The organism is Streptomyces sp. CB02058, from assembly GCF_001905505.1.
Taxonomy (GTDB): Bacteria; Actinomycetota; Actinomycetes; order Streptomycetales; family Streptomycetaceae; genus Streptomyces.
In genome coordinates, this window is sequence record NZ_LIPG01000001.1 from 1267063 (window position 1) to 1286353 (window position 19291).

21 protein-coding genes are annotated in these 19291 nt (G+C 71.6%); 15 read left to right on the forward strand and 6 right to left on the reverse strand.

Going from position 1 to position 19291, the window contains the following annotated elements:
- The first annotated feature begins 21 nt into the window (after positions 1-21).
- The 7 genes from AMK10_RS05900 (at position 22) to AMK10_RS05930 (ending at position 7948) form a co-directional block, all read left to right on the forward strand.
- Positions 22-1782: an ABC transporter substrate-binding protein gene (locus AMK10_RS05900; RefSeq protein WP_073745435.1), complete on the forward strand. Its 1761-nt coding sequence runs from the start codon at positions 22-24 to the stop codon at positions 1780-1782.
- 90 nt (positions 1783-1872) lie between these two features.
- Positions 1873-2862, forward strand: coding sequence for an ABC transporter permease (locus AMK10_RS05905; RefSeq protein WP_073745437.1), 990 nt, complete (start codon positions 1873-1875; stop codon positions 2860-2862).
- Complete coding sequence (locus tag AMK10_RS05910) at positions 2859-3947, forward strand: ABC transporter ATP-binding protein (RefSeq protein WP_073745439.1); 1089 nt, start codon at positions 2859-2861, stop codon at positions 3945-3947. The genes AMK10_RS05905 and AMK10_RS05910 overlap by 4 nt, the downstream gene beginning before the upstream one ends.
- Positions 3944-5350: an ABC transporter ATP-binding protein gene (locus AMK10_RS05915; protein WP_073745441.1), complete on the forward strand. Its 1407-nt coding sequence runs from the start codon at positions 3944-3946 to the stop codon at positions 5348-5350. The genes AMK10_RS05910 and AMK10_RS05915 overlap by 4 nt, the downstream gene beginning before the upstream one ends.
- An 18-nt stretch (positions 5351-5368) precedes the next feature.
- Positions 5369-6040 carry a trimeric intracellular cation channel family protein gene (locus AMK10_RS05920; protein WP_073745443.1) on the forward strand — a complete coding sequence of 224 codons (672 nt, stop codon included), beginning with the start codon at positions 5369-5371 and terminating at the stop codon, positions 6038-6040.
- Between the two features lie 51 nt (positions 6041-6091).
- Complete coding sequence (locus AMK10_RS05925; protein WP_073745445.1) at positions 6092-6955, forward strand: thioesterase family protein; 864 nt, start codon at positions 6092-6094, stop codon at positions 6953-6955.
- 21 nt (positions 6956-6976) lie between these two features.
- Positions 6977-7948 carry a helix-turn-helix transcriptional regulator gene (locus AMK10_RS05930; RefSeq protein ID WP_073745447.1) on the forward strand — a complete coding sequence of 324 codons (972 nt, stop codon included), beginning with the start codon at positions 6977-6979 and terminating at the stop codon, positions 7946-7948.
- Here the strand turns inward: AMK10_RS05930 and AMK10_RS05935 are convergent.
- Positions 7920-8753: an alpha/beta fold hydrolase gene (locus AMK10_RS05935; protein WP_073745449.1), complete on the reverse strand. Its 834-nt coding sequence runs from the start codon at positions 8751-8753 to the stop codon at positions 7920-7922. The two genes, AMK10_RS05930 and AMK10_RS05935, sit on opposite strands and share 29 nt — an antisense overlap.
- A 10-nt stretch (positions 8754-8763) precedes the next feature.
- Positions 8764-9387: a TetR family transcriptional regulator gene (locus AMK10_RS05940; protein ID WP_073745451.1), complete on the reverse strand. Its 624-nt coding sequence runs from the start codon at positions 9385-9387 to the stop codon at positions 8764-8766.
- 64 nt (positions 9388-9451) lie between these two features.
- Here AMK10_RS05940 and AMK10_RS37295 point away from each other — a divergent pair, with 64 nt between their 5' ends.
- Both AMK10_RS37295 and AMK10_RS05945 read left to right on the forward strand, forming a co-directional pair.
- On the forward strand, positions 9452-9646 hold the full coding sequence (locus AMK10_RS37295) for a hypothetical protein (RefSeq protein ID WP_143194940.1): 195 nt from the start codon (positions 9452-9454) through the stop codon (positions 9644-9646).
- Between the two features lie 16 nt (positions 9647-9662).
- Positions 9663-9944, forward strand: a complete 282-nt coding sequence (locus AMK10_RS05945) for a DUF4190 domain-containing protein (protein ID WP_073745453.1) — start codon at positions 9663-9665, stop codon at positions 9942-9944.
- Between the two features lie 11 nt (positions 9945-9955).
- On the opposite strand, the gene AMK10_RS05950 is transcribed toward AMK10_RS05945, so the two are convergent.
- Positions 9956-10549 carry a TetR/AcrR family transcriptional regulator gene (locus AMK10_RS05950; RefSeq protein WP_073745455.1) on the reverse strand — a complete coding sequence of 198 codons (594 nt, stop codon included), beginning with the start codon at positions 10547-10549 and terminating at the stop codon, positions 9956-9958.
- A 147-nt stretch (positions 10550-10696) separates the two neighbouring features.
- On the opposite strand from AMK10_RS05950, the gene AMK10_RS05955 reads away from it, so the two are divergent.
- Positions 10697-12481 (forward strand): serine/threonine-protein kinase, encoded by a 1785-nt coding sequence (locus AMK10_RS05955; protein ID WP_073745457.1) that lies wholly within the window; start codon positions 10697-10699, stop codon positions 12479-12481.
- A gap of 115 nt (positions 12482-12596) precedes the next feature.
- The gene (locus AMK10_RS05960; protein WP_073745459.1) at positions 12597-13766 is read left to right on the forward strand and encodes a cysteine desulfurase family protein; all 1170 of its coding nucleotides are present in this window, start codon (positions 12597-12599) and stop codon (positions 13764-13766) included.
- On the opposite strand, the gene AMK10_RS05965 is transcribed toward AMK10_RS05960, so the two are convergent.
- On the reverse strand, positions 13759-14445 hold the full coding sequence (locus AMK10_RS05965) for an N-acetylmuramoyl-L-alanine amidase (protein ID WP_073745461.1): 687 nt from the start codon (positions 14443-14445) through the stop codon (positions 13759-13761). The two genes, AMK10_RS05960 and AMK10_RS05965, sit on opposite strands and share 8 nt — an antisense overlap.
- Positions 14446-14506: 61 nt before the next feature.
- On the opposite strand from AMK10_RS05965, the gene mnmA reads away from it, so the two are divergent.
- On the forward strand, positions 14507-15640 hold the full coding sequence (gene mnmA / locus AMK10_RS05970; protein WP_073745463.1) for a tRNA 2-thiouridine(34) synthase MnmA: 1134 nt from the start codon (positions 14507-14509) through the stop codon (positions 15638-15640).
- A 63-nt stretch (positions 15641-15703) separates the two neighbouring features.
- Here mnmA and AMK10_RS05975 read toward each other — a convergent pair whose 3' ends face one another.
- Together AMK10_RS05975 and AMK10_RS05980 are read right to left on the reverse strand one after the other, a co-directional pair.
- Positions 15704-16504: an alpha/beta fold hydrolase gene (locus tag AMK10_RS05975; RefSeq protein ID WP_073745465.1), complete on the reverse strand. Its 801-nt coding sequence runs from the start codon at positions 16502-16504 to the stop codon at positions 15704-15706.
- 62 nt (positions 16505-16566) lie between these two features.
- Positions 16567-16902, reverse strand: coding sequence for a DUF427 domain-containing protein (locus AMK10_RS05980; RefSeq protein ID WP_073745468.1), 336 nt, complete (start codon positions 16900-16902; stop codon positions 16567-16569).
- A 65-nt stretch (positions 16903-16967) separates the two neighbouring features.
- On the opposite strand from AMK10_RS05980, the gene AMK10_RS05985 reads away from it, so the two are divergent.
- The 3 genes from AMK10_RS05985 to AMK10_RS05995 are packed head-to-tail and all read left to right on the forward strand — an operon-like array spanning position 16968 to position 19271.
- Positions 16968-17507, forward strand: a complete 540-nt coding sequence (locus AMK10_RS05985) for a TIGR00730 family Rossman fold protein (protein WP_073745470.1) — start codon at positions 16968-16970, stop codon at positions 17505-17507.
- A 15-nt stretch (positions 17508-17522) separates the two neighbouring features.
- Complete coding sequence (locus AMK10_RS05990) at positions 17523-18212, forward strand: SDR family oxidoreductase (protein WP_073745472.1); 690 nt, start codon at positions 17523-17525, stop codon at positions 18210-18212.
- Between the two features lie 33 nt (positions 18213-18245).
- Complete coding sequence (locus tag AMK10_RS05995) at positions 18246-19271, forward strand: methionine synthase (RefSeq protein ID WP_073745474.1); 1026 nt, start codon at positions 18246-18248, stop codon at positions 19269-19271.
- Positions 19272-19291 lie beyond the last annotated feature (20 nt).

Below are 19291 nucleotides of genomic sequence, written 5' to 3' on the forward strand. Positions count from 1 at the left end.
AGCGAGGGGGCTTTCCTCAGCATGCAGAACAGAAAGACAGCGGCTGCCATAGCCATGGCCGTAGCGGTTTCGCTCGGCGCATCGGCGTGCAGCGGCAGTGACTCGGACAACGAGGGCAGTGGCAGCGGGGGCAACGCCAAGGCCGACGCGGCGCTGACGAGCGTCGTCAACGCGACCGACAAGAAGGGGGGAACGGTCACGCTGGAGCACGCCAGTGGCCCGGACTCCCTGGACCCCGGCAACACGTACTACGGCTGGGTGCAGAACTTCTCCCGCCTGTACGGCCGTTCGCTGGTCACCTTCAAGCCGGCCGCCGGCAAGGAGAGCCTGGAGGTCGTCCCGGACCTCGCGACCGGCCTCGGCAAGGCCAGTGACGACGCCAAGACCTGGACGTACACGCTCCGCAAGGGCGTCAAGTACGAGGACGGCACCGAGGTCACCTCGAAGGACGTCAAGTACGCCGTCGAGCGCTCCAACTTCGCGCCGGAGGCCCTGTCCAACGGTCCGACGTACTTCAAGGCCTACCTCGAGGGCGGCGACAAGTACAAGGGTCCCTACAAGGACAAGTCCGCCGAGGGCCTCAAGTCCATCGAGACCCCGGACGACTACACGATCGTCTTCAAGCTGAACAAGCCGTTCGCGGACATGGACTACCTCGCCGCCTTCTCGCAGACCGCTCCGGTCCCGCAGAAGGCCGACACGGGTGCCAGCTACGTCCAGAAGATGATCTCCTCGGGCCCGTACAAGTTCGAGGCGTACGACGAGAGCAAGGGCGCGACGCTGGTCCGCAACCCGGAGTGGGACCCGAAGACGGACCCGATCCGCAAGGCGCTGGCCGACAAGGTCGAGCTCAAGTTCAACGTCAACGCGACGACGATCGACGACCACCTGCTCAACGACGCCATCACCGTGGGCGCCGAGGGCACGGGTCTGCAGTCCAAGACCCAGCCCAAGGTCCTGGTCAAGGCCTCCGAGAAGGCCAAGACGGACAACCCGTACGCCGGCGCCCTGCAGTACCTGGCGCTGAACGTCAACGTGAAGCCGTTCGACAACGTCGAGTGCCGCAAGGCCGTCCAGTACGCCGTCGACAAGCAGAGCATGGTCGACTCGATCGGCGGCTCGGTCAAGGGCGACCCGGCCACCACGGTCATCCCCCCGACCGTCGCCGGCTACAAGAAGTTCGACCTGTACCCGTCCGAGGGCAACAAGGGCGACGTCGCCAAGGCCAAGGAGCACCTGACCAAGTGCGGTCAGCCCAAGGGCTTCAAGACCACGCTGACGGCGCGCTCCGACCGTCCTGACGAGATCACCGCCGCCACGCAGCTCCAGGGCAGCCTGAAGGCGATCGGCATCACCGCCGAGATCAAGCAGTTCCCCGCGGACAAGTACTTCACGGACTTCGCCGGTGTCCCCGACTGGGTCCACAAGAACAACGCGGGCATGATGATGATGGCCTGGGGCGCCGACTGGCCGACCGGCTTCGGCTTCCTCGACCAGATCGTGAACGGTTCGGCCATCAAGCCGTCCGGCGGCACGAACCTGATGGAGCTCGACGACAAGGCGATCAACGAGCTCCTCGTCAAGGGCATCGGCACCGTCGACACCACGGCGCGCAACGCCACGTGGGGCGAGGTCGACCAGAAGGTCATGGAGAACGCCTCGGTCGTTCCGCTCTTCTACCGCAAGAACCTGCTCTACCGCCCGGACTCCGCGGCGAACGTCACGGTCACGGACGCCTACCTCGGCATGTACGACTACGTGCTGATGACGTCCACCAAGTAACACCTGTTCATCGACAGCATCCCCTGAAAGGCAGGTGAAGGCGCCGGGCCGGCGGGCGTACCCCGTCCGCCCGCCCGGCGCCGCACGGCTGTGGCTGCGTACATCATCCGACGCGTATTCGCCGCGGTGTTGCTGCTGCTGGTGGTCAGCGCAGTCACGTTCGCGATCTTCTTCCTGGTGCCCCGCCTCGGCGGGCAGACCCTCGACTCGATGGCCGCCCAGTACGTCGGGAAGAGCCCCGACCCCGACGTCATCGCCGCGGTCAAGAAGAACCTGGGGCTCGACCAGCCCCTGTACCTCCAGTACTGGAACTTCATCAAGGGCATCGTCGTCGGCGCCGACTACCAGTTCGGCCCCGACCCGGTCACCTGCAACGCCCCCTGCTTCGGGTACTCCTTCAAGACCCACACCGAGATCTGGCCCCAGCTCGTCGACCGTGTCCCGGTCACGCTGTCGCTGGCCGCCGGTGCCGCGGTCATCTGGGTCGTCTCCGGTGTCGCGATCGGTGTCGTCTCCGCGCTGAAGCGGGGCTCGTTCTTCGACCGCCTCTCCATGGGCGTCGCCCTCGCCGGCGTCTCGCTGCCGATGTTCTTCACCGGTCTCGTCGTGCTCGCGCTGTTCGGCAACGGGGAGTACGTGCCCTTCGCCGACAACCCGGTCGAATGGGCGGGCAGCCTGGTCCTCCCCTGGTGCACGCTCGCCCTCCTGTACTCCGCGCTCTACGCCCGGCTCACCCGGGCCGGGATGCTGGAGACGATGGGCGAGGACTACATCAGAACCGCACGGGCCAAGGGCCTCAAGGAACGCAAGGTGGTCGTGAAGCACGGGCTGCGCTCGGCGCTCACCCCGCTCGTCACGATCTTCGGCATGGACTTCGCGCTGCTGCTCGGCGGCGCCGTCATCACCGAACGGGTCTTCTCCTTCCAGGGACTGGGTGCCTTCGCCATCCAGGGCGTGACCACCGCCGACCTGCCCAAGGTGATGGGCGTGACCCTGGTCGCCGCCTTCTTCATCGTCATCTGCAACCTGCTGGTGGACCTCGTGTACGCCGCGATCGACCCCCGGGTGAGGCTCTCATGAGCGACGCAACCAAGAAGGACTCCCCGGCGGCGGACACCGTTCCCGCCCCGAGGTCCGGCGACTGCCATGAGTTCCTCTCCGTACGGAACCTCAGCGTCCACTTCGACACCGACGACGGCCTGGTCAAGTCCGTCGACGGCGTCAGCTTCGACCTGAAGGCCGGCCAGACCCTCGGCATCGTCGGCGAGTCCGGCTCCGGCAAGTCCGTGACCTCGCTGGGGATCATGGGCCTGCACACCTCGGAGCGGGCCCGGATCGGCGGTGAGATCTGGCTGGACGGCGAGGAGCTCATCGGCGCCGGCCCCGAGCGCGTACGGGAGCTGCGCGGCCAGAAGATGGCCATGATCTTCCAGGACCCGCTGTCGGCCCTGCACCCCTACTACAGCATCGGCGCGCAGATCGTCGAGGCCCACCGGGTCCACAACAAGGTCGACAAGAAGACCGCGAAGAAGCGCGCGATCGAGATGCTCGACCGCGTCGGCATCCCCGAGCCGCACCGCCGCTACGAGGACTACCCGCACCAGTTCTCCGGCGGCATGCGCCAGCGCGCCATGATCGCGATGGCCCTGGTCAACAACCCGCAGCTGCTCATCGCCGACGAGCCGACGACCGCCCTCGACGTCACCGTCCAGGCGCAGATCCTCGACCTCATCCGTGATCTGCAGAAGGAGTTCGGCTCCGCCGTCGTCATGATCACCCATGACCTCGGAGTCGTCGCCGAGATCGCGGACCACCTGCTCGTGATGTACGCGGGACGCTGCATCGAGCGCGGCAGCGCCGAGAGGGTGTTCTACGAGCCCCAGCACCCCTACACCTGGGGCCTGCTCGGCTCGATGCCGCGCATCGACCGGGAGCAGACCGAGCGGCTCATCCCGGTCAAGGGCTCGCCGCCCAGCCTCATCAACGTCCCGTCCGGCTGCGCCTTCCACCCGCGCTGCCCGTACGCCGACGTCCCGCCGGACAACATCACCCGCACCGAGCGTCCTGAGCTGCAGCTGGTCAGCGACGGGCACTACTCCGCGTGCCACATGTCGCGCGAGCAGCGTGACCGGATCTGGACCGAAGAGATTGCGCCGAAGCTGTGACTGATCTGAACAAGAAGACTCCCGCGTCCGCGGCCGGGTCGGACGGGTCCGGGTCCGAGCCGCTCCTCAAGGTCGAAGGCCTGGTCAAGCACTTCCCGATCACCAAGGGCGTGCTGAAGCGCAAGGTCGGCGCGGTCCAGGCCGTGGACGGGCTCACCTTCGACGTGCGCCCCGGGGAGACCCTGGGCGTCGTCGGCGAGTCCGGCTGCGGCAAGTCGACCATGGGCCGGCTGGTGACCCGGCTGCTGGAACCGACCGGCGGCAAGGTCGAGTTCCAGGGCCGCGACATCACGCACATGTCGGCGGGGCGGCTGCGGCCGATGCGCCGCGACATCCAGATGATCTTCCAGGACCCGTACGGCTCGCTGAACCCGCGCCACACGGTCGGCGGCATCGTCGGAACCCCCTTCCGGCTCCAGGGCGTCAAGCCCGAGGGCGGAGTGAAGGCCGAGGTCCAGCGGCTGCTGGAGCTGGTCGGGCTCAACCCCGAGCACTACAACCGCTATCCGCACGAGTTCTCCGGCGGTCAGCGCCAGCGCATCGGCATCGCCCGCGCGCTCGCGCTGAAGCCGAAGCTGGTCGTCGCGGACGAGCCGGTCTCGGCGCTGGACGTGTCGATCCAGGCCCAGGTCGTGAACCTGCTGGACGACCTCCAGCAGGAGCTCGGCCTCACGTACATGATCATCGCGCACGACCTGTCGGTCATCCGCCATGTCTCGGACCGGATCGCGGTCATGTACCTCGGCAAGATCGTCGAGCTCGCGGACCGCAACTCGCTGTACGAGGCGCCGATGCACCCGTACACCAAGGCGCTGATGTCCGCGGTGCCGGTGCCGGACCCGCGCAGGCGCGGTGCCAAGAGCGAGCGCATCCTGCTCAAGGGCGACGTGCCGTCGCCGATCTCGCCGCCCAGCGGCTGCCGGTTCCACACCCGGTGCTGGAAGGCGACGCAGATCTGCGCGACGACCGAGCCGCCGCTGCTCCAGCTGAAGACCGGGCACCAGGTGGCGTGCCACCACCCGGAGAACGGCGAGGACCAGGCGCCGGGGGACGCTCCGCTCGTCGCGGACGTGATCACGGTGAAGTCGGCGGAGCCGGCCGCGGAGAAGCCGGAGGCGGAGAAGTCCGTCGCGGCCGAGCCGGTCGCCGAGAAGCCGGTCTCGGAGAAGCCCGTCGCGGCCGAACCGGTCGCGGTGGCCGAGGAGCCCTCCGCGCCGGAGGAGCCCGTCTCGTCCGGTGAGACGGAGGAGGCGGCCGAACCCGCCTCCGACGACGCCGCCGAGCCCGCTTCGGGCGACGCCGCCGAGCCCTCGTCCGACGACGCGGCCGCGTCCGCTTCGGACGAGGCCGCCGAGGAGTCCGCCGCACCGTCCACCGGTACCAAGGCGGAGCCCAAGGAGTAGGACCGGCACAATTGCCCGGTGCTCAACGAACTCTTCACCCCCTCCGTCCAGCATGCGCTCGACATCGTCGGAATCTTCGTCTTCGCGATCTCGGGTGCCCTGCTCGCCGTACGCAAGAACTTCGATGTCTTCGGCATCGCGGTCCTGGCCGAGGTGACAGCGCTGGGCGGAGGGATCTTCCGTGACGTGATGATCGGCGCGATCCCTCCGGCCGCCTTCACCGATCTCGGCTACTTCACGACGCCGCTGCTCGCCGCGGGGCTCGTCTTCTTCCTGCACCCGCACGTCGAGCGGATCCAGGTCGGTGTCAACGTCTTCGACGCGGCGGGGCTGGGGCTCTTCTGCGTATCCGGCACGGTCAAGGCGTACGACTACGGCCTCGGCCTCACCGCGTCCGCCGCCCTCGGGCTCGCCACCGCGGTCGGCGGCGGTGTGCTGCGCGACGTGCTCGCCAACGAGGTGCCGTCACTGCTGCGCTGGGACCGCGACCTGTACGCCGTGCCCGCGATCGTCGGCGCCACCATGGTGGTGCTCTGCATCCGCTTCGACGCCCTCAACGCCTACACCAGCGGCACCGCCGTCGTCACCGCCTTCGTTCTGCGGCTGCTGTCCATGCGCTTCCACTGGCGGGCGCCGCGCGCCTGGAACAGACGCTCGGCGACGGCCGAGGAGACCCCGGCCGTCATCTGACCGCAATACAAAGCTACCGCTCAGTAATACGATCGGTGTACCGTGCATGCCATGGCACAGGCAGCAGCGCAGGAGTCGCGCACACAGGCGACCATCGGTGACAGCGAGTTCGACCGCGACACGGCGGTCACCCTCCGGGAGGAAGGCGTCTACGACGCGGAGCTCTCCGCGGGCTGGACGATCATCCACGCGGTCAACGGCGGATACCTTCTGGCCCTGCTCGGCCGCGCGCTCGGCGAGGCGCTCCCGCACGCCGACCCCTTCTCGGTCTCCGCGCACTACCTCACGGCGTCCGTGCCCGGCCCCGCCGTGATCCGGACGCAGGTCGTCCGCACCGGCCGCACGCTCTCCACCGGCGAGGCGTCGCTCTTCCAGTACGCCGAGGACGGCAGCGAGATCGAGCGCATCCGGGTGCTGGCCACCTACGGGGACCTCGACGGCCTGAGCGAGGACATCCGCACCTCGGCCGAGCCGCCCGTCATGCCGCCCCTGGAGCAGTGCCTCGGAGCGAGCGACGGTACGGCGCCGATCCCCGGCAGCTCCGCCATCACCGAGCGGCTCGACATCAAGCTCGACCCGGCGACGGTCGGCTGGGCCGTCGGCGCGCCCTCGGGCAAGGGGGAGATGCGGGGCTGGTTCGGTCTCGCGGACGGCCGCGACGCCGACCCGCTCTCGCTGCTGCTCACCGTGGACGCGCTGCCGCCCACCTCCTTCGAGCTCGGGCTGAAGGGCTGGACCCCCACCATCGAGCTCACCGCCCACATCCGCTGCCGCCCCGCTCCCGGGCCGCTGCGTGTCTCCATCACCACCCGCAACCTCGCCGGCGGCTTCCTGGAGGAGGACGCGGACGTCTGGGACAGCGCGGGCCGCCTCGTCGCCCAGTCCCGGCAGCTGGCCCGCGCGCCCCGGGGCTGAGCCCCGCGCCATGATGGTGCGGTGAAGTCGGACCGGTTGCTCTCCATCCTGCTGCTGCTCCAGACCCGCGGCCTGGTGTCCGCCGGTGAGCTCGCCGAGCGCCTCGAAGTCTCCGTGCGCACCATCTACCGGGACGTCGAGGCGCTCTCGGCCTCCGGGGTGCCCGTGTACGCGGAGCGGGGGCGCAACGGGGGCATCGCGCTGCTTCCGGGCTTCCGCACGGATGTCACCGGGCTCACCGCCGACGAGGCGCGCGCCCTGTTCGTCCTGGCCGCGCAGGGCGCCCACGCGGCGCTCGGGCTCGACGCCGCGCTCGGCTCCGCCCTGCGCAAGGTGATGGCGGCGCTCCCGGCGCCGCACCGGCCGGCCGCCGAGCAGACCAGCCGCCGCATCCTGGTGGACCCGGTCCGCTGGATGAGCGGCCCGCGCACCGCCGTCGACGTGGGCGAGCTCCACGACGCGGTCTTCGCCGACCGCAGGCTGCTGCTCCACTACCGGCACAGTGGCACGGACTCCCCGCGCGTCTACACGGTCGACCCGTACGGCCTCGTGGTGAAGGCCGGTGTCTGGTACCTGATCGCCGACCTCGACGGCGTGCCCCGGCTCTTCCGCGCGGACCGGGTGAAGCTCGCGTCCCTCACGGAGGAACCCGTGGTGCGCAGGGAGGGCGTGGAGCCCTCCGGCATGTGGGAGGAACTGCGCAGGCAGGTCGAGGAGCGGCCGGGGGCCGTGCGGCTGCGCGTGCGGGTGCACCGCTCCAGGGTGGACCTCTTCGTACGTCTCCACACGGCGGTGCTGGCCGGGCCGCCCGAGCCGGAAGCGGAGTCCGCGGGGGAGTGGGTGCGCGCCGAACTCGCCGTGCCCGAGCTCGGGTGGGCGCGTTCCCTGCTCTCCTTCGGCGCCCACCTCGAAGTGCTCTCGCCCTCCGGGGCGCGCCGCGTCCTGGCCGAAGCGGCGGCCTCCGTCACGCGGTTGTACGCAGAAAGCGGGTGAGGGCCGCCGTCAGCTCGGCCGGGGCGTCCTCCTGCACGAGATGCCCGGCCCCCTCGATCAGTCTCAGCTCCGCCCCGGGGATCAGCCCGGCCAGCTCATGGCCGCGGGCCACCGGGATCCAGGTGTCGTCCGTCCCCCAGCAGATCAGCACGGGCAGGTCCAGCTCCCCGTAGCGGTGCTGGATCTCGTCCGTGAACCGCATGTCGTTCTGGGCGATCTGCCGGTAGAAGGCGGGCTGCCCCGACGCGGTGCACCAGGGCGCGACGAGCCGGTCCAGCACGGCGGGGCCCAGCCCCCGGCGGCTCGCCGAGCTCACGTACTCGGCCACCAGTGCCCGGTGCAGGGCGGGCGGCAGCTGTTCGAAGACCTCGGCCCGGCCGCCCAGCAGCCGGTAGGCGGGCGAACCCCACGGGGCCAGCGCCACCGGGTCGACGAGGGCGAGGCGCCGGTAGCGGGCACCGTGCAGCAGGCGGGCGCGCAGGGCGACGCAGCCGCCGAAGTCGTGGGCGGCCACGGCGGGTTCCGCCAGCTCCCAGTGGTCCAGGAGCTCGGTGAACACCCAGGCCTGGGCGCGCAGGGTCACGTCCTGGTCGGCGTGCTGCGCGGAGGCGCCGTAACCCGGCAGGTCCCACACGTACACCCGGTGGTCCTGGGCCAGGGCCCTGGCGACCGAGCGCCAGACGTACGAGGAGAAGGGCGTGCCGTGCACCAGGACGACGGGCGGAGCCTGCTCGGGGCCGAGCGCGGCCCAGCGCACCTCGCCGGAGGAACTGGTGAAGGTCCGGTCCAGGGTCCAGTCGCTCATGGGACCGACCCTACGGCTTGTCCAGCCAGTGGGCCCGGCCCACGGTGACGAGGCGCAGCCTGCGCCGCGCCTCCCGCACGACCTCCCGCTCGCCCTCGGGCCCCGCGTCCAGCAGCGCCGACGCCGTGAGCACCATGTGGTCGACGTAGAGCCCGCCCAGCATCAGCAGGTCCTCGGGCTCCCAGCCGGCCGACTCCGGCTCTTCGCCGAGGACGTGCGCGACCTCCTCGGCGAAGCCGCGCAGCTGGGCGGCGATGGCCTCGCGTACGCGCGCGACGCCGCCGTGCTGCTCGCGGGCGATGAAGCGGAAGTGGGCCGGCTGCTCGGCCACGTGACGGGCTATCAGGCCGACGCTCCGGTCGAGCCGCTCCTCGCTGTCCCCCGTGTCGGCGAGGATCGCGCCGATCATGCCGTGCAGGCTGCCGAGGGTCTCCTCGACGAGTGCGACGCCCAGCGCCGCCGTGTCGTCGAAGTGGCGGTAGAAGGCGGTCGGGGCCACCCCCACGGCGCGCGTCACCTCGCGCAGGCCCAGGCTGCTCAGGCTCTGGTGCTCCAGCAGCCGGAGCGCCGCGTCGAGCAGTGCCTGACGCGTCTTCAGCTTCTGTGCCTGGCGGATGCCGATGGTGTGACTCATGCCATTCAGTAAACAACCGTTCTCCGAGTCTTGGAAGGGTTCGGGGGTCTAGACTCATCAGTCAGTGAACAGTCGTACTCTCAAGCTCGCAGAAAGGCCGGACATGTTCGTCCTCGTCGCCGCACTGCTCCTGCTGGGGGTGGTCCTCGGGGCGGTCGCACACCTTCCGCTGCCCCTGGCCCTGACCGCCGCGGCCGTGATCGGTCTCTGGCTGGCGGTCTTCGGTGTCCGTGAACACCTCGCCCGCCGCACCCGCTGACGAAGGAGCCCGCACCATGACACTCGCCGCCGCACGCGCCACCACCCCCGCCCGGACGGCCACGCGTGAGGCCGACGGGCTGGCCGTCGCCTCCTTCGTGCTGGGGCTGCTCGGCCTCCTGGTGATGAACATCCTGCTCGGGCCCGTCGCCATCGTCATGGCGCTCCTGGCGCTCGCCCGCTCCACCGCCCGCCGGGGCCGCGCCCTGCTCGGACTGGGACTCGGCATCGCCGACCTGGTCGTCCTCGCCGTCCTGGTCACGGGCAACGGCACCGTCTCCTGGAGCCTGACCGGCTGACCGGGTCGCGCCTACGCGCGGACCGACCGCCAGATCTGTTCCGGCAGGAGGCGCGCGGCCTCGTCGAGGTCGACGTCGTCGATGCCCGACAGCTTGCGCCGCGCGACGGCGACGACCGGGCCGAGCACGAGGGACTCGATCAGCGGAAGGGGGAGCGGGGCCAGCTCCCCGGAGCCCACGCGCCGCTGTATCCAGCCGCCCAGCTCCGAGACCCTGGCCTCCTGCGCGTCGCGGAGTTCCCTGCCCCGCGCCATGCCCTTGCGGTCGGAGAGCGGGGAGTGCAGGAGGAGCGCGGGGCCGCTGTGTTCCCGTACGAAGGCCAGATACGCGCCCACGACGGCGGCGATGCCCTCCTCGGCCGTGCCGGAGTCCCGCACCGCCTTCGCCAGTTCGCCCAGCAGCCGGTCCAGCCAGCGGTGGCTGAGGCCGGCGACCAGGCCGTCGATGCTGCCGAAGTGGTGGTAGAGGCTGCCCAGGCTCACGCCGCTGGCCTCCACCACGGCGCTGACGGTGAGTCCCTGCTCGCCCGACGCGACGAACACCCGTAGCGCGGCGTCCAGGAGCAGATCGGAAGTGACCTCGCCGCGATGCTGCTTGGGGCTCATCCGCTGACCGTCCCTGTGTTCGTGAGGCGGGGTTCCTCCGCAGTGAACTTCTAGAGCAGTTTTCTAGAAAGTGCCTCCGCAACCAGTATCCACTGGTCAGACTTCGCCTCGTACGTAAATCGTGTGTCACGGGGAGACGGTGCGGGCGTGTCAGATCTGGCGGGCAGCGGAGCCAAGCCGCTGGAAGCGGATGATCCACGGCAGATCGGTGGGATTCCGCTGGCGGGCCGGCTGGGTTCCGGTGGAATGGGGCGGGTGTTCCTCGGGGTCCACGAGGGGCGGTACGTCGCCGTCAAGCAGGTGCTGCCCTCGATCGCGGGTGAGGACCAGGACTTCGTACGCCGCTTCGGACACGAGCTGGACAACCTCTCCCGGCTCCCCGCCGCGGCCACCGCGCCCCTGCTGGCCAGTGACCGCGACGCCCGGCCGCCGTGGCTGGCGACGGCGTACGTGCCCGGGCTCACCCTGAGCAAGGCCCTGGAGCTGCACGGGGGCCCGTTGCCCGCGAAGACCCTGTGGCTGCTGCTGCGCGAGGCCGCGGCGGGGCTGGTTCCCGTGCATGAACTGGGCATGGTGCACCGGGACCTCAAGCCGTCCAACGTCATGCTGACGGTCGAGGGCGCCACGGTCATCGACTTCGGCGTGGCCCGGGCGACCGAACAGAGCCAGCTGACCCGGAGCGGCATGGTGATCGGCACGCCCGCCTACATGGCTCCCGAACAGGCCACGACGAGGCGGGACCTGACCGGTGCCGCCGATGTGTTCGCCCTCGGCTCGGTCCTCGCGTACGCGGCCGGCGGCACCCCGCCCTTCGGCGACGAGTCCGGCCCCGCGGTGCTCTACCGCATCGTGCACGAGGAGCCCGACCTGGAGGCGCTGCGGGAGCTGGACCCCGCCCTCGCCGATGTCGTCGCGGCCTGCCTCGAAAAGGATGCCGGGGCCCGTCCCACGGCTGCGGAGCTGGTGCGGCGCGCGGAGGGACACGGGCCGTTCACGTCCCCCCTGTGGCCGGACTCCATCAGCGGCGACCTCGCGGAGAAGGCCACCTTCGCCGCGCACGTCCAGGAGATCGAGCTGCCGGAGCCCGAGTCGGTGGAGACGCTCCGCCTGGGGCGGAAGGGCGGCCCGAAGGCCCCGGAACGCCGGCGGCGCAGGCGGGTCTTCCTCGCCGTCGTCCCCGTCGTCGTGAAGGTGGGCGGAGCGACGCTCGCCGTCCAGTACCTGCCCCATGTTTCCGCTCCGGACGACGACAAGGCCGCCGGTCCGTCGGTCTCCGCCACGGCTCCGGCAGTGCCCGGTGCCTCCTCCACGACCGCGAGCCCGTCCGGCTCGGCGTCACCGGCCAGAACGCCGAAGGACAAGGAGAAGGACGAGCAGGGCGAGGGAGAGGACAGGACGCCTGCCGGCTCGTCCGCGCCGGCGCCGGAAGCCGGGGGCGCCGGGGGAGGCTCCGGCGATGCCTCCGGCGACGCCTCAGGAGCGTCGGGCTCCTCCGGCGGCTCCGGCAGCTCCGGCGGTTCCAGCGACACCGGCGGGTCCAGTGCCACCGGCGGGTCCGGCTCCGGCGGGACCGCGCCCTCCGGTAACCACCGCTATCGCAACGGCGGGAACGGCAAGTGCCTCGCCGCCCCGTTCAACGGCTACCCGAGCACCGGGAACTGCGACGGCTCGGGCACGGTCTGGAGCGTCCGGAGCGTGTCCGGCGGATCCTTCCAGCTCGTCCACGAATCGGGCAGGTCGTGCCTCAGCGCCGGCGCGGGAGGGATCCTGCTGCTCTCGTGCAACGAGGACGCCTCACGCCAGTGGCGGGCGGGGGCGGGAGGCACGCTCGTGAGCGTCGGCACGGGGGGCTGCCTCGGAACGGGGAACGGCGGCGGCCTCCTGGCGAGCAACTGCTCGGGAGCGGCGGCCCAGCGCTGGACCGCCGTCTGAGTACTGCCGGGCCCTCACCCGCGGCTCCTCCGGGCTGCCGCGGGCGGGCATCCTCCTGCGCCGGGTGCCGCCCTCGGTACGCTTCGCTCCCCGGGCTCGTAGAATCGTCTCCACCATGGCTTACCTCGACCACGCCGCGACCACGCCGATGCTTCCGGAGGCGATCGCGGCGATGACCGCGCAGCTCGCCGTCACCGGCAACGCGTCCTCTCTGCACGCTGCCGGGCGCCGGGCCCGCCGTACCGTCGAGGAGTCCAGAGAGACCCTCGCCGAGGCGCTCGGCGCACGCCCCAGCGAGGTGGTCCTGACCTCCGGCGGTACCGAGGCCGACAACCTCGCCGTGAAGGGCCTCTACTGGGCCCGCCGCGACGCCGACCCCCGGCGGACCAGGGTCCTCGCCAGCCCGGTGGAGCACCACGCCGTGCTCGACGCCGTGGACTGGCTCGCCGAGCACGAGGGCGCCACCGTCGAGTACCTCCCGGTCGACACGTACGGACGGGTGCACCCGGACGTGCTGCGCGAAGCGCTCGTCCGCAGCCCCGACGACGTCGCGCTGGTCACCGTGATGTGGGCCAACAACGAGATCGGCACCATCATGCCGATACGCGAACTCGCCGAGGTCGCGCGCGAGTTCGGCGTGCCCATGCATGCCGACGCGGTGCAGGCGTTCGGGCAGCTCGACGTCGACTTCGCCGGCTCGGGGCTGGCCGCGATGACCGTCAGCGCGCACAAGATCGGCGGACCGTTCGGCATCGGCGCGCTGCTGCTCGGCCGCGACCAGACCCCGGTGCCCGTGCTGCACGGCGGCGGGCAGGAGCGGCATGTGCGCTCCGGCACCCTCGACGTGCCCGCCGTGGCCGCGTTCGCCGTGGCCGGACGGCACGCCGCCGAGGGGCGCGAGGGCTTCGCCCGTGAGATCGGCGCGCTCCGCGACGAGCTGGCCGCCGCCGTGCACAAGGCGGTGCCCGACGCCGTTCTCGGCGGTGACCCGGCCCCCGGCGGCCGGCTGCCCGCCAACGCCCACTTCACCTTCCCCGGCTGCGAGGGCGACTCCCTCCTCCTGCTGCTCGACGCCCAGGGCATCGAATGCTCCACCGGGTCCGCCTGCACGGCGGGCATCGCCCAGCCCAGCCATGTGCTGCTGGCCACCGGCACCGACCCGGGCCTGGCACGCGGCACGCTGCGCTTCTCGCTCGGCCACACCTCCACCGCCCGGGACGTCGAGGAGGTCGCGCGGGCGATCGGCCCCGCCGTCGAGCGCGCCAGGACGGCAGGGCTCAGCTAGCCCGCGAGCCGCCCGTGGACGCCGCGCGCACCAGCTTCATGTAGCGGGGCCAGTCCCAGTGCGGTCCGGGATCGGTGTGGTCCGTGCCGGGCACCTCGACGTGCCCGATGATGTGCTCGCGGTCCACCGGAATCCCGTACCGCTCGCATATCGCGGCCGTCAGCCGGGCCGAGGACTCGTACATCTGTGCGGTGAAGTCCTGGGGGCGGTCGACGAAGCCCTCGTGCTCGATGCCGATGCTGCGTTCGTTGAAGGAGCGGTTGCCCGCGTGGTACGCCACGTCGAGCTCGCGGATCATCTGCGTCACCCGGCCGTTCTTGCGCACGATGTAGTGCGTCGCCGCCTGGTGTGCCGGGTCCTGGAAGACACGGACCGCGCTGGCGTAGCTGCCCTGGGTGACATGGACGATCACGCGGTCCACGCCGTAGTCGTCGGGGCGGTCCGCGCGCCGCCAGTTCGCCTCGGAGGCCGCGACCCAGCGCGCCGGGGTGTAGTCGAGCTCACCCGGCGTGCGCGGCTTCTCCACGCCCGGCACCCGCCACCAGACGCGCTTGATCTCCTCGGCCGCCAGCAGGGCCGTGCCTGCTGCCGCGACACCGCCACCGATCAGCAGTGAGCGCCGACTGATGCCGTGACCAGGTGCTTTACCCGATCCGCCGGCACTCCCGTTGTTCCCCATGTCGTCCTCAACGCTTATCCGCGAGCATTCGGTTCCCGGCGCCCCGTACTCTGGAGAAGCTATGACTCAGACCTCCCAGCGCCCCCTCCGTGTGCTCGCCGCCATGTCGGGCGGAGTCGACTCCGCCGTGGCGGCGGCCCGTGCCGCCGAGGCGGGCCACGACGTGACCGGTGTGCACCTCGCCCTCTCCGCGAACCCGCAGTCCTTCCGGACGGGTGCGCGCGGCTGTTGCACCATCGAGGACTCCCGTGACGCCCGCCGCGCGGCGGACGTCATCGGCATCCCGTTCTACGTCTGGGACCTCGCGGAACGCTTCCGCGAGGACGTCGTGGACGACTTCGTCGCGGAGTACGAGGCGGGGCGCACGCCCAACCCCTGCCTGCGCTGCAACGAGAAGATCAAGTTCGCCGCGCTGCTCGACAAGGCGCTGGCCCTCGGCTTCGACGCGGTCTGCACCGGCCACTACGCCACCGTCGTGCTGAACGACGACGGCAGCCGGGAGCTGCACCGCGCGTCGGACATGGCCAAGGACCAGAGCTACGTCCTCGGCGTCCTGGACGAGAAGCAGCTCGCCCACGCCATGTTCCCGCTGGGCGACACCCTGACCACCAAGGACGAGATCCGGGCCGAGGCCGAGCGCCGGGGCCTCGCGGTCGCCAAGAAGCCCGACAGCCACGACATCTGCTTCATCGCCGACGGCGACACCCAGGGCTTCCTGGCGGGCCGCCTCGGCGGCCCGGCGGAGGGCGACATCCTCGACGAGGCCGGAACGAAGGTGGGCACCCACGAGGGCGCCTTCGGCTTCACCATCGGCCAGCGCAAGGGCCTGCGCATCGGCCACCCCGCCCCCGACGGCAAGCCGCGCTACGTCCTGGACATCTCCCCGGTGAACAACACGGTCACGGTCGGCCCGGTGGAGGCCCTGGACGTCACGGCCCTCACCGCGATCAGGCCCCGCTGGTGCGGCCTGGCGCCCGAAGGCCCCGGCACGTACACCGCGCAGCTCCGCGCCCACGGCGGCGAGACCGAGGTGACGGCGGAACTGACCGACGGCACCCTGGCCGTCACCTTCGCCGAGCCCGTCCGGGGCGTGGCCCCCGGCCAGGCGGTCGTGCTGTACGACGGCACCCGGGTCGTCGGCTCGGCCACGATCGCGACGACGGTACGCCGCGAGAGGGCCGCGGCGGGCGGCTGAGGGCGACGGTCGTGCGGGCCGGGTCGCCCCCCTGCGACGACTCGGCCCGGCTTCACGCCCCGGTCAGGACGCCGTGGGCAGGAACGCGGCCCGGCCGAAGAAGTCCGCCAGCACCGGCGCGATCACATGGGGTGCCAGCTCGCGGGTCTGCCCGGTCAGGGTGCGGTGCCTGGCCCTGGGGATCGCGGCGGCGAGGGCGAGGGAGCTCTCACGGGCCTGCACGGTGCTGAAACCGCCGGTCGCCACCAGCGTGCGTGCCCGCACGGCCGCGAACCTTCCGGCGGGAACCGACCCGTCGCCCAGCAGCACGTCGTCGTAGGCGAGGGTGTGGGCCACCGCCTCCAGGCCTCGCCACAGCGGGGCCACGCGCATGCGGGCGATGGTCGCCTCCGGCACCCCGGTGCGCGACAGGTACAGCTCGACGGCGCCGCCCCGGTCACCGGCCGCCAGTAGCCGGTGCAGCTGCGCCGAGCAGCGCGACGTGTGCGGCAGACCGGCGGTGCCCGGGGTGTACGGCGGCTCGTAGACCGCGAGCAGCTCCACGGGCAGCCCCGCGGCGTGCGCCTCCAGGGCCAGCGCCCCGCCCGACAGCATGCCGAACAGCGAGACGGGCCCGCCCACCCGCGCCGCGACCGCCGCCAGGTCCTCGATCTCACGGCGGACCGTGTACGGCCCGCTGTCGCCACTGGCGCCCCGGCCCCGGCGGTCGTACGTGACGACCGTGAAGCGCGGGGCCAGCAGAGCGGCCAGCGGAGCCTCGTCGGCGGCGGTGCTCAGAGCCCCGCCGACCAGGATCACCGGCGGCCCGTCGCCCTGGCGGCGGTACGCGATCGACGTGCCGTCACGGGAGAGAGTCTTGTCCATGTGAGGGTGGACTGCCGGGCCGCCCGGAACTCATCGCCCGTGCGGAGAAATGTTTCTGACGGTCAGCCGGGGACGACCTCGGTGCCGTAGAAGCAGAAGTGCCCCTTGATCGAGGCGACTTGCTCCTTGGGCTCCTCGTAGCTCCAGACGAGGTCCTGGGCCCCCGGCACGGACCAGTACGAGGCGTCCCCCTTGAACGGGCAGTGCGTCCGGGTCTCCGACGGCGTCAGCAGACCGGTGCGGACGTCCTCGGGCGGCAGGTAGTAGCGGTCGGGACAGCCCGTCTCGCGCAGCACCAGAGGGCGGCGGCTCTCGGCGAGCACCTGCCCCTCGTGCACGACGCGCACCCGCACGTCCGAGGGCTCGACGGTGATGGTGTGTCCTGTGGTGGAGGTCATATCCGATTCAGCCGTCCGGGAGCCCGGTTTCTTCCCGACCCGGGGGACGGCCGTACGGTGTCCGTATGAACATCTGCGTCTTCCTCTCCGCCGCCGACCTCGACGACCGCTACACCGTGCCCGCCCGGGAATTCGCCGAGCTGCTGGGCCGGGGCGGTCACACCCTGGTGTGGGGCGGATCGGAGAGCGGCCTGATGAAGGTCGTCGCCGACGGTGTGCAGGAGTCCGGCGGGCGGCTCGTCGGGGTCTCCGTGGAGTTCCTGGCGGCGAAGGCCCGGACGAACGCCGACGAGATGGTGATCGCCAAGGACCTCGCCGAGCGCAAGGCGCTGCTCCTGGAGAAGTCCGACGCGATCGTGGTCATGGTCGGCGGGACGGGCACACTCGACGAGGCGACGGAGATCCTGGAGCTCAAGAAGCACGGCAAGCACACCAAGCCCGTCGTCCTGCTGAACACCGCCGGGTTCTACGACGGCCTGCGCCAGCAGTTCCAGCGCATGGAGGACGAGGGCTTCCTGCCGCTCCCGCTCACCGACCTGGTCTTCTTCGCCAAGGACGGCGTGGGGGCGCTGGCCTACCTGGAGGAGTCCGCCGGCCACCGGTGATGCGAGCATGAGGGCATGACTGCTCACCTCATCACCGGCGCCGGCTCCGGCATCGGCGCGGCCGTCGCGCGCCGCCTCCTGGAGCGCGGCGACGAGCTCGTGCTGCTCGCCCGGGACGCGGGGCGCGCCAGGGAACTGGCCGCGCTGCACCCCGGGGCCACCACCCTCGTCGGCGACCTCGGCAACCCCGACCGGCTCTCCTGGGCGTTCGGCCAGCAGCCGATGCCCGAGCGCCTCGACTCCCTGCTGCACATCGCGGGCGTCGTCGAGCTCGGCGAGGTCGGCGAACTCACCCCCAAGGCCTGGCACTTCCAGCTCAACGCCAACCTGGTCTCCCCGGCCGAGCTGACCCGTCTGCTGCTGCCGCAGCTCCGTGTCGCCAAGGGGCACGTCGTCTTCGTGAACTCCGGTGCGGGCCTCGCGGCGCACGCCGGATGGGGCGCGTACGCCGCGAGCAAGCACGGCCTCAAGGCGCTCGCCGACTCGCTGCGCCACGAGGAGCACGGCAACGGGGTCCGGGTCACCTCCGTCTACCCCGGCCGCACCGCCAGCCCCATGCAGGCCAAGGTCCACCAGCAGGAGGGCAAGGAGTACGACGCCTCGCGCTGGATCGACCCCGAGTCGGTGGCCACCACGATCCTGCTGGCGCTCGACCTGCCGAGGGACGCCGAGATCAACGACCTGACGGTGCGCCCCGGCCGCTGAGAACCCGTGGTCCCGGGCCCGTAGGCTTTGCGCGTGAGCGAGAAGAGCGGTTTCAGCGGGAGCGCGGCGACGGGGATCGGGTCCATGCCGGGGGGAGACGCCCGGGAGGCGGCCAGGACCGTCACCGGGTCCTTCGCCGACGGCCAGGGCATGCCGCATCTGGCGGAACTGCCCGCCCGGGGCCCCGGAGCGGACATGATCGGCCGGACCGTCGGCCTGCTCGTCGAGATGTACGGCCATGTCGAGCCCAGCGGCTGGCGGGTCAGCGACCGGCCCGGCCGTGACACCCGCAGGGCCCGCTCCTGGCTCGGCGAGGACCTCGACGCCCTGGAGGAGTTCACCCAGGGCTACGAGGGCCCGCTCAAGGTGCAGGCCGTCGGCCCCTGGACCCTGGCCGCCGCGCTGGAGCTGCGCGGCGGCGAGGCGATGCTCGCCGACGCCGGCGCCTGCCGTGACCTGGCGGGTTCCCTGGCCGAAGGAGTGCGCGCCCACCTCGCCGAGGTGCGCCGCAGGGTCCCCGGCGCCGAGGTCGTGCTCCAGCTCGACGAACCCTCCCTGACCGCCGTGCTGCTGGGGCGGGTCAGATCGGCCAGCGGCTACCGCACCTACCGCGCGGTGGACCGCCAGGTCGTCGAGGGGACGCTGCGCGAGCTGCTCGCCGTGAACGGCGACGGGCCGACGGTCGTCCACTCGTGCGCCCCCGAGGTGCCCTTCGCGCTGCTGCGCCGCGCCGGGGCGGGCGCGGTCTCCTTCGACTTCTCGCTGCTCACCGAGCGTGAGGAGGACGCGATCGGGGAAGCCGTCGAGGGTGGCACCCAGCTCTTCCTCGGCGTCGTCCCCGGTCTCGACGGCGCCTCGACGGCATTGTCGGACCCGGGCGGTAGCGTCATGGGGGTCAGGACGTTGTGGAGCAGGCTGGGGCTGAATCCGGGGACTCTCGCCGAGTCCGTCGTGATCACCCCCTCGTGCGGGCTGGCGGGAGCATCCCCCGCCTACGCACGGGCCGCGCTCGCCCACTGCGCCCGGGCCGCGAGGTCGCTCGCGGACAACCCTGAGTGACGGGCTCGGGTTTTCGACGG